Origin of the sequence: Crenothrix polyspora, from assembly GCF_900163755.1 — a bacterium.
GTDB classification, from domain to species: domain Bacteria; phylum Pseudomonadota; class Gammaproteobacteria; order Methylococcales; family Methylomonadaceae; genus Crenothrix; species Crenothrix polyspora.
Map to the genome: position 1 here is coordinate 24,026 of NZ_FUKI01000001.1, position 14,827 is coordinate 38,852.

General features: G+C 43.3%; 7 protein-coding genes. 2 read left to right on the top strand and 5 right to left on the bottom strand.

What is annotated here, in order from left to right; genetic code table 11:
- Nucleotides 1-78: 78 nt before the first annotated feature.
- The 4 genes from CRENPOLYSF2_RS00090 to CRENPOLYSF2_RS00105 all read right to left on the bottom strand — a co-directional run bounded on the left by CRENPOLYSF2_RS00090 (nt 79) and on the right by CRENPOLYSF2_RS00105 (nt 7,871).
- Complete coding sequence (locus tag CRENPOLYSF2_RS00090; protein WP_087141942.1) at nt 79-1,305, bottom strand: glycosyltransferase; 1,227 nt, start codon at nt 1,303-1,305, stop codon at nt 79-81.
- Nucleotides 1,302-3,650, bottom strand: coding sequence for a glycosyltransferase family 2 protein (locus tag CRENPOLYSF2_RS00095; protein ID WP_087141943.1), 2,349 nt, complete (start codon nt 3,648-3,650; stop codon nt 1,302-1,304). The genes CRENPOLYSF2_RS00090 and CRENPOLYSF2_RS00095 overlap by 4 nt, the downstream gene beginning before the upstream one ends.
- Nucleotides 3,647-6,331 carry a glycosyltransferase gene (locus CRENPOLYSF2_RS00100; RefSeq protein ID WP_176370976.1) on the bottom strand — a complete coding sequence of 895 codons (2,685 nt, stop codon included), beginning with the start codon at nt 6,329-6,331 and terminating at the stop codon, nt 3,647-3,649. Before CRENPOLYSF2_RS00100 ends, CRENPOLYSF2_RS00095 begins: the two co-directional genes overlap by 4 nt.
- A gap of 412 nt (nt 6,332-6,743) precedes the next feature.
- Nucleotides 6,744-7,871 carry a calcium-binding protein gene (locus CRENPOLYSF2_RS00105; protein WP_087141945.1) on the bottom strand — a complete coding sequence of 376 codons (1,128 nt, stop codon included), beginning with the start codon at nt 7,869-7,871 and terminating at the stop codon, nt 6,744-6,746.
- Nucleotides 7,872-9,899: 2,028 nt separating this feature from the next.
- On the opposite strand from CRENPOLYSF2_RS00105, the gene cysZ reads away from it, so the two are divergent.
- Nucleotides 9,900-10,625, top strand: coding sequence for a sulfate transporter CysZ (cysZ, locus tag CRENPOLYSF2_RS00110; protein ID WP_087141946.1), 726 nt, complete (start codon nt 9,900-9,902; stop codon nt 10,623-10,625).
- A gap of 38 nt (nt 10,626-10,663) precedes the next feature.
- On the opposite strand, the gene CRENPOLYSF2_RS00115 is transcribed toward cysZ, so the two are convergent.
- A complete protein-coding gene (locus CRENPOLYSF2_RS00115) occupies nt 10,664-10,900 on the bottom strand; it encodes a hypothetical protein (protein WP_087141947.1) in 237 nt (78 codons plus the stop codon).
- Nucleotides 10,901-11,917: 1,017 nt separating this feature from the next.
- On the opposite strand from CRENPOLYSF2_RS00115, the gene uvrA reads away from it, so the two are divergent.
- Nucleotides 11,918-14,734, top strand: coding sequence for an excinuclease ABC subunit UvrA (gene uvrA, locus CRENPOLYSF2_RS00125; RefSeq protein WP_087141949.1), 2,817 nt, complete (start codon nt 11,918-11,920; stop codon nt 14,732-14,734).
- Nucleotides 14,735-14,827: the final 93 nt, after the last annotated feature.

A 14,827-nucleotide genomic window follows, 5' to 3' on the forward strand; every position in this document is an offset into this window, starting at 1 on the left:
CGCCTTGGCGAAAACAAATCTTGTTGCTAACAACAGTTCCTTGCTTTATCAGGCTAAATTGTATTGTTGGAGTCATAATTAATGCTTAGCCAACGTTTCAATTTTGGTAATTAAGGTCTGCAAACACTGCTCAAAATTATATTTATCTTCAATGGTTTTGCGGGCTGCTTTACGGAGCGCATTAGCTTTACGATTGGATAATGTCAGTGCTTCGTCAATACGGTCAACCATAGCGTCTGCATCAAAAAAATCAAACAGCAGGCCATTTTTGCCGTCTTTAATAATTTCCCGAACCGGCGCGGTATCAGAAGCCACCACAATCGTGCCTGTCGCCATCACTTCCAGCATTGACCACGACAATAAAAATGGGTAGGTCAAATAAACGTGAACCTTGGACAAGGTCAGCACATTACGATAAATATCTTTAGGTAAACGCCCCAAAATATGTACCCGTTGCGGATCAAGCAGTGCATGCAACTCATCAAGCATCATCGCTTCATAACTGGCATAACCTTGTGCAGGTAAACCATAACCACCCTCATTACTGCCCATGATAATAACGTGCGCATTAGGACGGCGCGTTAGCAGCGCGGGCAATGCCCGCATAAACTTATGAAAACCCCGTACAGGTTCCAAATAGCGGGCAGCGTAAGTAATAATTTCATCGTCACACGTTAAAGTCAGGCCTTTTTCAGGGATGCTAATAGACCGACCCGCCTCTGGCGAAAAATAATCCATATCAATGCCTTCGTGCAGCACATCAATTTTGGACCGCGCCCATTCTGGATAGGTATCACGCTGCCAACGGGTGGGCGAAATGCCCGCATCCATATCGTTTAAGGCCTGTAGATTAACAATGTTTTTTAAACGTAATTTAGCCAAACTTTCCGCATCGCACTGACTAAACTCAGGATCAAAATCAAAATCTTGTCCGCTAGCGGCATAAAAATATTCAAAATAGCCCAGATATTTTGCATCCGGCCAAATATCCTTCAGCAATAATGCTTCGCCCCAGCCAGGGTGAGCAACAATGACATCCGGTAAAAAGCCTTTATCTTTTAATAAATACGCTGTTTTTGCGACCGCTTCTGCACGCAATATTTTTGCTTCATAATTTTGCATCAGTGGATCAATCCCAGGCGATGAACCACGCGTCAACTGGTAAGCAATCACCCCCACGCCTTCAAAATCTATCGCAGGGTACTGGCGTATGGCAAGCACCTGGTTAGCAGGATTTTGTGCCAGTCGTTTAGCAACATGATTAAACTGAGCCGGAAAGTTTTGATGGAGAAAGAGTATTTTCATGCAATGAGAGACGAATAAGGTTGAGAGTTTGGCTTAATCAGACTGGCAATTTTTCGTGGCGGAAACGACAGGCCATTATGCGAATAGTGATCGAGATTTAAATTAGGATTGTAAAAAGGATCAGCAAACAATACGCCGCCCCAGCGTTGCTTTAATTCATTTTTTTCTTTTTCCAGCCGTGCCTGCTTAGCAGGTAAATCATCTTGGCCACGGCTGGCAGACTCTGCGTGCCATAATTTAGCAGCCGGTGTCCACACAATATGATTACCTAATGCCGCTAAACGCAGGCAAAAATCCACATCATTAAAGGCAACCGGAAAAGCTTGCGCGTCCATACCCCCCATAAGCAGATAGTCAGCTTTGTAGCACAACAAACACGCCGCTGTTACCGCACTCACCCGCCGTGTCATTTGGTTATAACCAAAATACCCGGCATCATTATCTTCCCAATTATTGCCGATATGCCCCGCCAAACCGTGTAAACCCAATAACACCCCCGCATGTTGCACCATGCCATTAGGCCATAATAATTTTGCGCCTACCGCGCCGACACCAGGGCGAAGTAACTGGGTAACCAAATTTTTTAACCACTGCGACTCCATTGCCTCTACGTCATTATTAAGCAAAGCAACAATGTCACCACTCGCCTGCAAAACGGCCATATTATTAATGGCCGCATAATTAAAGCGCTGCGGATAAGACAAAATACGACAACCTTGTCGGGTTAGTTTTTTTAAATAGCGCTGGGTAACGGCTTCTTGTGAATCATTATCAACAACAATAATTTCAACATCAGGGTAGTCGGTTTTTTGCAAGCTTTCGATACAGCGTTCTAGTAACAGTTTTTGATCACGGGTTGGAATAATGACACTGACTTTAGGCCAGGCTTTAGGCGGCGACCACTGAATCAATCGGCATTGTGCAGCGGGGTTTGTGCTTAATACCGTTGCTCCTGGTGCGATATGTGGTAAAAAGACACTGGCTATCGCCGCTGTTGCACGCAAGTCATACGGCGCACAGCGATGATAAAGCACAGACGCTATATGCCGGATGCTGCTGGCCTTATCACCTATAGCTGTAATAGCTAACCACGGCCACGCATCTGGGCTGCTTAACCAGGGCGACTTCGACGGCATAACAGCGGCGCGGATGGCGCATAAATACTGCAACGGGTTACCCGCCAAAAACAAATCCAAGTCCCAGTCTGGTTTAAACCACGGCTTAATCACCCCGTCATCTTGATAATCACAATCACTGTAAGCCAATAATACAGCGGGGTCGGTAAATGCCGCGCTGATGGCTGTTAGTGCATCCGGCTCTAAGTGATCCCCCGCTTCTACAAAACTCAGCAAACCTGAATGCTGTTTTACCTGCTGTGCTAACGTAGCAGACCATTGCTCGATCGCTATCGACTCAATACGTGGGTCATCGTGTGTAAAACTACCACAGATAAGCATACGAAAATCTGTGTGCGTCTGCGCCAATACGCTACTGACCGTGTGCGCAATATTCACCGTCCCAAAGATAACCAGCAAAAAACTATGCGCGGTGCTTGGCACAACGTCAGCTTTACCAAAGCGTTCAAACCAAGAGGGGTACATAGCAAGATCAAGCGAGGCCGGTACATAATGTTGATAGTGCTGCGACAAACTACTTAAAAAAACATGTTCAGACGCGGAAAAATCTTGCCGATTCAGTTCGTTATCAAAGCCTGCTGGAAAGCTTATCACCCTTAAAGGGCTGCCTGGAATAGCACGGCTTTTTTCATCGAAAACGCGTATTTCGTGTGGCTGACCATCGGCCAGTGCAAAAGGCAGACTAAAGCTAAAACCATGCTGACCATTGCCAATTCCCTGCTCTAACAAATCGCCGCGCAACTGATCAGCCAGTACGTCACCCAACAGCTGATTGGCCTCATAAAACCGTAAAGACACCGTGTGCTTGGGTAAATCAGGATCCCACGCCCAGCCGTGTACTCGCAAACCGCTGTGGTTGGTAACGTGACCCAATACAGGTCTGCTGTTGTCAGCGCTATCAACCGAAGGATAAACCGTGCTGGCTAACCAATAATCGGTATTGGCAACCCGTGCGCGTATGCGTTGAATATAACCCAGTTTTTCTAACGGTAATTGAATAAAAAAACCATAACAACCGTCACCAATCGATTGGTCGCTCAATTCTGGTAGCCAGGTTTCTGCACGAACAACACGGATTGGATAATCATCCGCATAAATTTCCACAATAGCGCGTTCGTCGTATTGTGTGCTGTTATAAACCCAACCGTATAACAAACCGCGCTGCATACCCAGTAGTTTGCCATGAAAATTTTCGGCTATTTTTTTCATGCAACCGCACTCAACTGTGCAGGCCGCAGCATAATTTGCAGCCACTCCTCCAGAGTTTTGTTTAAAGATAAGCGAATGTCGCCGAGATTTTCATCCAGCAGCTCTTTATAAATACCCAGTTCAGGTGCTGCTAACGGTAAGCCCGCTAATTGCGCCATCTGCCACGCTAAGCCATCAATTTCAGGCCAGGGGGCTAAATGCAGTGCCAAACGACACCCATACAAACGTAATAAATCGGCAACGTCTGCTTTGGCAACAGGCCCTGTTATCCAGGCTTTGCCGGTGGCAAACAGGGCTTGATCATCCCAGCTTGTACCCAAAACAATCAGTTCTATAGGACTACGTTGACGCGCCAGTAAACGGGCTAATGCCAATACGTTAAAGAATCCTTGCTCAGCGGTGGCCGCAAAAAATACAGCAAAGCGTACTATGTCAGTGTTTATGACAGCCGTTGGCTGTTTAATACCTAGCGCTGCTGCCTGCTTGATAGCACGGCGGTCAATTTTAAAGTGACTGTTTGGAAAATACGCACGGTGTCGCTGCGCGGCATCCGCTGAGGCAACAGTGATTGTTTCGGCTTTTTGAAACAATTGCACCGAAAAATCACGTAATGCTTTTGGGTGACTGTAGGCCGTATTTTTACAACCTTGTTCACTAACACAGGCCACACAGCTTGCATCATCCACGACGCTGATAGTGCATACTGCTTTCGCTTTTAGTAAAGTGCTTTGCAAACAATACGCACTGTAATCGTGCAAAATTATGTGGTACGGAATACCTAACAAACATAGGCCGTTTAAAATAGACTCTGGCCAGCCCACTAAGGCATGGATCTTAATGGCTTTGAAGCCAGCCGCACGCAGATCGTGCCATAACACGCTGCCATCAGTCGGCCAGGTATACGTTAAGGACAGTGGCTCGTTGCTGTTGCTACTGCTCAAGGTAATTCGGTAGTTTGCTTGCGTTGTTTGCGCTATCGCTAAATAATAAACACTGTGCCGATTGCGCGTGTCTAATGCCCTGATAATGTCATGGCTAATTGCATCCGGCAGTATGGCAGGCAGCACGACCAAAGCCGTTGCTTTAGCGGCATAATCCGGCAAAATAGCGCGTTGCAAAGCGTTATAAATTGGCGTTAACGGTGCGGTTGTTAAAAAATCGTTGTATTGCGCCTCGTGTTCTGGGTAGCGCTCATGAATACGCGCTAAGTTTTTGGCAACCAGGTGTTTTTTACTGATCCCGAAAGACACATTGCCCGCATGAGCCACAAAGACATTGCTGGCACAAACGTTTTTCCAACCTTTGGCTGCCGCACGCAAACAAAAATCCGTATCTTCCCCGTAACCACGCTCAATCAGAACATCATCTAAAAGCCCTACCTCGTTTAAACAACTGCGTTTTATATACCAGCAAAAACCCACCCCAGAAGGTATTTCAATCGCATTAATGCCGTGTTGCTGCGCTAAAATAGTGTCCATTTTTGCCAGCATCGCAGGTTCTGGCATAGCAGCAACCTGCATAGGAATTGGAAAGCTCAATAACTCTGCGTTATTACTTAAAGGTGTAACGCTACCAATACGCTCCGACCGATAAGCAACTGCATGTAAGCGATCCAGCCAATCACCGTGTACACAGGTATCAGCATTTAATAAAATCACATCGTTATGACAACTGGCACGCAAACCCTGATTAACAGCCCCAACAAAACCGATATTTACCGGTAGCTGAATCAGCTCGATACGATTTTTTGCGTGAAGTTCCCGTAAAAAATCAACCAATAAAGGCTCTGGACTGGCATCGTCAATCACAATAATTCGGTACGCGATTATGTTTTTGGCGCTTAACAACGCATTAAAACAAGCTTTAGTTTCTTTTAAGCCTTTGTAAACCGGAATAATAATATCTATTACGGGGCTTTTACTGGCGGTTACTCGCGTGTTTACATGCGGGGTAATAGCTGTCGTTTGTGACGTATTTTGTAGGCGCTCTGTATTCAAATACAGAGGTGATCCCACTAAATCCAAGCCGTTAAGGTGAATACGAATAACTTTAAAGCAATCAGCTGATACCGTTAATGAAAAACCATCCCGCCCCGAACCAAAACCTTGCTGATGCAAAAACGGCGTTGTAAGGTAAGGCGTTAATTTAAAATCCGCGTCGTCTAAAGTAACGGTTAAAGCCGGTAATATGTTTGAATCAAGCAACCAGCCGGTAATGGCAGTGCCGTCATAATGGCAAGCACCCACAGGATTAAGTTGTAATTGCTTAAGTATTTGTAAGGCAATAATAATACTTTGCCAGTCATTTTTTTGATGCAGCGTTAAACGTGCTAACGTAAAGGCTTGTTCTGCGTGTTTGGGTAACAGTTTGGCATGTAAACGTAATAAATACTGCTGTATTTCTGGGCGATTTGCATGCAATTGATAGGCGCTTTCTACCACATCAAACGCCTCAGAAAAATAATGACAGCGCTCTAACGCTTTGGCACGCAACAACACCAGTTCAATAGCGACATTAGGATTACACCTTTCGGCTCTCTCTAGCAGTCGCCAGACAGCAGATGCCCGATTTTGTTCAAAGAGAGACAACGCCATTTTTAGCAATCGCACATAATCACTCGCTAAACCACTTAGCTCGTAATGGAACGGCTGGTAATCAAAAACATGATTAATGTCTTTCATGGTTACACACAATATGCGCGGTGATGGATTTTTAAATAAATAACGTCCGTGTGCGATACAAAAAATCATTAATTCTAAATGATTTTATAATGGATAAATTGAAATTTCGTAAGTATTCACTTCCCTCTTTGAAAAAGGGGGATTTATTTTAAAAATCTCCCCTAACCCCTCTTTTTCAAAGAGGGGGACTTAACCGTTACGAAATTTCTTTATTCAAAATACTTTATATAAAATTATTAACATGCGTATGCTGTGTATTGTAAATAACATAATAAACAGGTTAATAAAGACATATACTTACTGATACCATGTTAATTAATAAACTGTTTGCTTATTAAATAACCTGAGTAATTATTAATGCAACCAAAAAACGATACCGAGACATCGGTATCGTTTTTGTAAAGACTACTGCTTAGATAAAGTTATGATTCAATAAACCGGTTAATGTCACCGTTTCACTTGCGCCATCAATTACACCATTATGGTTAAAATCAACAGCAAATGTTTCTACATTGGAAACATGCAAGGTGGTATGGTCGGTTAATCCAATTACCAAGCCATTTCTACCGATAGCTTGTACCGAAGAAACTTGCGCATTAAGATCAGATAAGAATAATTTATCAATTCCTGCTCCACCATCAATAGTAATTATGTTGTTACCAATGTCATTACTGATAACCACTGAATCATTACCTACACCGGTATTGATCGTATCATTACCAGCGCCAGCGGTTACTGAATCATGGCCTGCACCCGTATTAATCGAATCATTGCCTGCACCCGCGTTAACGCTGTCATTACCTGAACCCGAATTAATACTGTCATCACCGGCTCCGCTATTAATTGAATCATGACCCGTTCCTGTGGTAACAGTATCTTTACCCGTGCCGGTAATAACCGTGTTGTTACCCGCGCCAGCATCAATACTGTTATTGCCATCGCCTGCACTAATTAAATCATTACCTGCACCTGTACTAATCGTGTCATCGCCAGCCCCGGCAGTGACGGTATCAGCACCAGTGCCGGTAATAACCCTGTTATTACCTTCGCCCGCCCTAACCGCATTACTGCCGTTACCTGCGTTAATTACATCGTTACCCTCACCGGCATCAATAGTGTCACTACCGTTGCTGGTAGTAACAGTATCATTACCCGCACCCGCCGTAATTTGCAGTGCCTTGCTGCCTCTAGTGGTAACGACATCATTACCGCCACCAAATACAACAGTGCCGCCAAAGAGTGTCGGTAGCTGTAAATTAACGGCGCTGTTGGTATTAAAGATTAAGGCGTTTAAATCATTAGCAACGGTAGGTGGGGAGTTAGTTAGAGTAATACTACCGCCACCCTGCACAAAAACGACATCGGTACCAGGGGTAATACTACCAAGTTGATTAGCGTTGAGTGCATCATAGCGGACGGGAACTCTTTCGTTATTCAGCTGAGTCATAAATCTATTAAGCTCTGTCTGATTTAAGCCACTTGCAAGCAGATAATTTGACATATCGGCTATATCTTTGCTAGTGGGCGTGTAATTTGCCATTTCATAATCCTTATAGTTTAAATTTGGGCATTAGATTGTTACTCACTTGCGTTAAAACGAGCGCGATACAATTTTTACATTCATAGCGCTCGTTTTTCACGAAGTATGGGATTATCAATACCTTTACCAAATTTAAATGTAATGAATTTTTTGTAGAGTGACTGCCATTGAATCGACGGATTAAAAATATTCAAAACGCAAATTTTATTTTTCACTTGGTTTACATATTTGGCTTAAGGCATATCAAAAGTGCGGTTATTGTGACTTTGCGTTAATTCATTTTTCTTGTGCTGTTCAGATTTTAAAGAACAATTCTCAAAGTAAAATTTTTACAGTATTTTCAGATGTTGAAATAATTTGCTACCCACCACTTAAGGCGGGACACCCTGTAAGGCTTAACCGTTCGCCCTGAGCGTGCCAAAGGGCGGGCGGTTAAGTCGATCATGGTTCGACACGCTCACCACGAACGGCTTAACCTGAAACTGTCCCGCCTTAAGTGGGTAGCCAAATAGTTCAACCAGCACAATTAACTTTTTTCTAAAATAATTTAATGCTTGGACACGGATAAGACGTAACAAAGCTGATTTTTCGCAATAAACCAAAAAATCATCCTGATAATTACGTGCCGACACTGTAAAAAAATTATACGTACAATTCAAATTAACAAAAATATTTTACACACATTAATTTATGTATAAAAATAGCACATTATTTAAAATGTGTAATATTTGTTATGGATAAAAAAATTTATTGACTAAATTGTATACCATAAAAAATAAAATTTCCACATGTAAAAAATATTTACACAAAAAACTTTACATTTTTTACAGATTTACACCCTAAATATATAAAGTAACAATTTGAAATAAAAAGAATAATTATAAAAAACTATTTATTTACAAGTCATATAAAAAACTTACAATATCTAACATATTCTCGAAATAATCTGTATCGGCTTAAATTTTCATCGCTTATTTTTGAGGCGGCTTTAAAATAAGGCTACCCGTTTAATAAGGGACAAAATGTAGGTTGGGTTGAAGCCTTTCTCAATCCAACATTTCCAAGACATTGTAAATGCGGGGGTTACCCCAAACAGCAAGTAACCCAACCTACCTGAATGGTATGTGTTCACTCCCCCCCTTTGAAAAAAAAAGGGGGGGGAGTTTACGAGGGATGGAGGAGGATTTTAAAAAAAAATCTCCCCTGAACCCCTCTTTTTCAAAGAGGGGCACTGAATAATCACTTTGAATGTTATTATTTTTTATCCCGTGTTAAGTTAAGAACGCGCACGAAATAACTTGAGCAAGTTCATGCTTCGACAGGCTCAGCACGAACGGTGGTGGCGTTTAAGTTGTTCAAGTTATTTCATGCACGTTCCTTAGTAGCCGCTTTAGCGATACGAACTAACACTTTTATGCAGTCGTTTTACATTTAGAAAGACAGCATAAAAATAAATAAGCCGTGCAGTTGTTAAAAACAACCGGAAAACAAGAAAAAACTCAAGATACAGCGTTTTCAACTTAGGACAGTTACAGCCACCGTTCGTGCTGAGCTTGTCGAAGCATGAACGGCACACTTCGACAAGCTCAGTGCGAACGGTTACGCTGTAACTATTGAGCTGTGAAAACGCTGTATATTGATATGGCAACAGAAGCTACCTACTTAAGGCGGGACAGTTTCAGGTTAAGCCGTTCGTGGTGAGCTTGTCGAACCATGAACAACAGCCTTCGACAAGCTCAGGCCGAACGGTAGTTGTAGTTTGTTGTCCCGTCTTAAGTCGATAGCCTAAACAGAAGAGGGCGAAGCATTGGCAAACAGCGGGCGGGTGAAAGGTGTTATTCTCAACTATGCGTAGCGTAATTGATGAGGATGGGTATAAGGGAAATGTGACAGCCATGCGTGTCATTCATATCTGATAACCGCAAAATGCCGGATTGGTGACGTGTTTATTTCTCAAGCTACTCGCACAATTCGCCTCAAATAGGCGAAGACTGAGAAGATACAACCAACCACACGAGAGATTAAAAAATGCTAGTCGATAAAAAAGCTAATAATCCTGCCATAGCGATAGGCTGTTTTTTACAAGGCATTAAATTGCTAGGCTCAGCACCGCTGCGTCGCTTTGTTATTATGCCGGTTCTCATCAACATCGTGCTGTACAGTATCGCCTTTGCCTTAGGGTATTTTTTTCTTGGCCAATGGATCGATCACTTTATTCCCAATTGGCTACAATGGCTGCGCTGGTTGCTTTGGCCATTATTTTTTAGCTGTTTTTTTGGTGTGCTATTTTTTAGCTTTATGCTGTTGGCTAATGTATTGGCCGCACCTTTTTATGGCCGATTATCAGCAAAAACCTTGGCCATACTGACAGGACAAACCAGCACTATTATTGAGCCACCGGTGGCCAAAGTGCTTTGGGCAGAATTAAAACGCGGCTTATATTTTGCAATTAAAGCCATTCCACTACTGATTATTTCTTTTATTCCGGGTGTTAATGTGATTGCGCCAATACTCTGGCTAGTGTTTGGCGCATGGAGTATGGCCTTGGAATACACCGCTTACCCAATGGAAAATGCAGGGCTGTTATTTAGTCAACAGAAGAAAATTTTACGCAGTGTTCGCTTAGGCGCGTCAAGCTTTGGCGGCATTGCAGCGTTAGCATTAACTATTCCTGTGCTAAATTTTATTGTTGCACCGGCGGCTGTGGTGGGAGCTACTTTATTTTTTAATCGACTGATGCCACACAGACATTAAGATGCTGTCTAAAAAATAACACGTAAAGCGCAGTTGTGTTATTCATTATCACGCAAAGCGTCACTGCCATTATAAGGGCTTCTACGCTTGGTCATTTCAATAAGATACCGCAATGCCTCATTAACCGACTCACTGTCTGGAAATATTAATGCAACATCTGATTCCAAACGGATTAATTCACCATAGCTTTTATGTGTGGCATTAAGCTTTTTGAGCTTTAAGTTTTTCAAATCGTATTCTGGTCGGAATTCATATTCCGTTTCATTAATGTCCATGAGCTTTTATCTTATAAGTATAATTGTTTATAAAACACCTGCGGCAAGTAACAGATGCGTATTTAGGTAATTTATGACATTTTTTGTCTACATTACAGACAGTGCAATCTACGGCATGGCATCAATAGTGATGATTTAAATGGGTAAGTTGCACATAAAAAACAAACTTAAAATTCCCAGCGTAATGACATTTTGCATAACCTCATCCCAGTTAATTGTTTTTGGTTCCATCATTATGTTGTCTACACGGTTGCGTACTTGGTCATGCATATGGACAGGTGTCATGATAATATTCCTGTAATCTATTGGTTATAAATGTATTTACGGTTGTTAAATACTGGTAATTCTCAATGAATACTGTCAGTCACGCGTCATTTTGCGTTGTAAAGCGGCACTTATTTTCCCTGTGCAACTCAGTAATTACGTTGGTATCAATATTTATGTATTGGTCTTGGCTATTGCAAACAAAACAGCTGTATTGTTTTTCACTTGGATTGAAATAGCAGTGAATTTTATTTTTGCAATGTACTAATAAATTAAAAGCAGATAGTGTGCCAACATTTTCATAAAGTTTTTCCCACAAAAAACACATATAACAAACTGATTAATATACATAATTTATATAATAGAACTAAAGTCATTACAACAAAAATTTCCTCATGTAAAACATACGGACAAAAACTCACGATAGCGTAAAAATCATCTGTAATTAATGTAAGAAAAAAGTAAAAATGCTACAAAAATAGATGAATTACAGATTTTTATGACAGTTACTTACAAGACTTAATTGGCAGCATTCATGTAGTTCTAAGCTTACAGCCAATGCCCAAGACACCGCTATGCAGCTTTATTTCACCGCAGTTTTCTGTAAAAAAAACGGACACTTCGCTATCAGAAATAATGCTCTGCTGTGTACAGATTTTTTATAAATCTATCAGCCATAATGTTTCAGTCTGATTTGTTTTACGCGCACTTTAAACATATATTATGCGCTTGGATAATCAGCGGAAACTCTAAATGGACACCATCAGCATACGTGGCGCACGAACCCATAATCTGAAAAATATTGATATTGATCTCCCCAGAGATCAACTTATTGTTATCACGGGGCTTTCCGGGTCGGGCAAATCTTCACTAGCCTTCGATACCATTTATGCCGAAGGCCAGCGGCGCTATGTCGAATCGCTGTCTGCGTATGCCAGACAGTTTTTGTCGATTATGGAAAAGCCGGATGTTGATCATATTGAAGGCTTATCGCCGGCTATTTCCATTGAACAAAAATCCACCTCGCATAATCCACGCTCCACGGTGGGTACCATTACCGAAATTTACGATTATCTGCGCTTGCTGTATGCCCGCGCGGGTACGCCGCGCTGTCCAGAGCATCAAACCTCATTAGAAGCGCAAACCATCAGCCAAATGGTTGATCATCTGCTGGCACAACCGCAAGAACAACGCTGGATGTTGCTCGCGCCCGTGATTAACGAGCGCAAAGGCGAGCATCTGCAATTACTGGATGACTTGCGCAGTCAGGGTTTTATTCGGGCGCGTATTGATGGCGAAGTGTATGAGCTGGAAGAAACCCCAGTGCTAGATGCCAAAAAGAAACACACAATTGAAGTGATTGTTGACCGTATAAAAATACGCGATGACATAGCATTACGCTTGTCAGAATCGTTTGAAACCGCGTTGCGCATCGCAGATGGTATTGCGATTGCCGTGTGCATGGATGACGGCACTGAGTTGCTGTTTTCGGAACGTTACGCCTGTAAACATTGTGGCTACAGTATTACCGAGCTGGAACCACGCATTTTTTCCTTTAATAACCCCAAAGGTGCGTGTGGCAGTTGCGATGGCTTGGGCGTTAGGCAGTTTTTTGATGCCAGTTTAATTATCCATAATCCGGACATTAGCCTAGCGGGTGGTGCGGTACGCGGTTGGGATAGGCGTAATGCCTATTATTATCAAATTATTTGTGCGTTGGCCAAACATTATGATTTTGATCCTGAAGAACCGTTTTCGGCGATGTCAAAAAAACATCAGGACATTGTGCTGTACGGCAGCGGTAAAGAGGCCATAGAATTCAGCTTTTTTAATGGCACCGACAGCGCCAAAAAGAAAAAGCACAGCTTTGAGGGCATCATTGCCAACATGGAGCGACGCTACCACGAAACCGACTCGCAAATGGTGCGCGAAGAACTGGCCAAATATTTATCGCATCAGGTGTGCAATGTGTGTCAGGGTGCGCGATTAAATGTATCAGCCCGCAATGTGTTTATTGATGAGCACCCGATTAATGCCCTGACCCGCTTCCCTATCCGCAGCGCGTTACATTTCTTTAAACAACTGAATTTGCCCGGTATACGCGGTGAAATCTCCGTTAAAATTGTCAAAGAAATTCAAGAGCGTCTGGAATTTTTAGTTAACGTGGGGCTGGATTATTTAACCCTGGATCGCAGTGCCGAAACCTTGTCCGGTGGCGAGGCGCAGCGCATTCGCTTGGCCAGCCAGATTGGTGCAGGCTTGGTGGGTGTCATGTACGTGCTGGATGAGCCGTCGATTGGTTTGCACCAGCGTGATAATCAACGCTTGCTGAATACCTTGTTTCGTCTGCGCGATTTGGGCAATACCGTTATTGTGGTTGAGCATGATGAAGATGCCATCCGCGCCGCACAGCATATTGTGGATATTGGCCCTGCGGCCGGTGTGCATGGCGGACAAATTGTTGCTCAAGGTACGCTGGCGGATATTCTGGCCAATGAGAATTCGTTAACCGGCCAGTATTTGTCCGGCAAAATGCGCATTGCCATTCCTGAGACCTTAACTGCTGTAAATCCCGATAAGCAAATTTGCGTGCGTAACGCACAGGGCAATAATCTTAAAGATGCCACGGTTAATTTTCCAGTCGGTTTGTTTACCTGCGTGACCGGCGTGTCTGGTTCCGGTAAATCGACGTTAGTGAACGACACCTTGTACGCCCATGCAGCACGATTGATTAATCGCGCCGGTATTGTGCCCGCGCCGTGTGCGGGTATTGACGGTTTGCAGCATTTCGATAAAGTGGTGGATATTGATCAAAGCCCGATTGGCCGCACGCCGCGCTCTAATCCTGCCACCTATACCGGCTTGTTTACCCCCATACGCGAATTATTCTCGGCCACGCCAGAAGCGCGTTCGCGTGGTTACACGCCAGGACGCTTCAGTTTTAACGTAAAAGGAGGTCGCTGTGAAGCCTGTACCGGCGACGGTGTGATTAAAGTAGAAATGCACTTTTTGCCGGATATTTATGTCAATTGTGACCTGTGCAACGGCAAACGTTATAACCGGGAAACCCTGGAAATTCGCTACAAAGGCAAGACCATCGATCAAGTGTTGGCGATGACAGTGGAAGATGCCCACCAGTTCTTCAGCGCGGTGCCAACCTTGGCGCGAAAATTACAAACCCTGGTTGAAGTGGGTTTAAGTTATATCACCTTGGGGCAAAATGCCAATACCTTGTCAGGCGGTGAAGCGCAGCGGGTAAAGCTGGCTAAAGAATTGTCCAAGCGCGACACCGGTAAAACCTTGTACATTCTAGACGAGCCGACTACAGGCTTGCATTTTCATGATATCCAACAATTACTGGCGGTATTGCATACGCTGCGTGACCACGGTAATACGGTGATTGTAATAGAACATAATCTGGATGTAATTAAAACCGCTGATTGGGTAGTGGATATGGGGCCTGAAGGCGGTGATGGCGGTGGCGAGCTGGTAGCAGAAGGTACGCCGAAACAAGTCTCAGAAAATCCGGCTTCGCACACGGGATTATATTTACAGCGGTTTTTTCAATAACGCTGAGCGTGTTAACTGTGGTTTTAAAAAATGAAACACGGAGGATATGGTTAGATGAGTATGTGCTTTTGCCGCGATTGTTGCACTATAAAT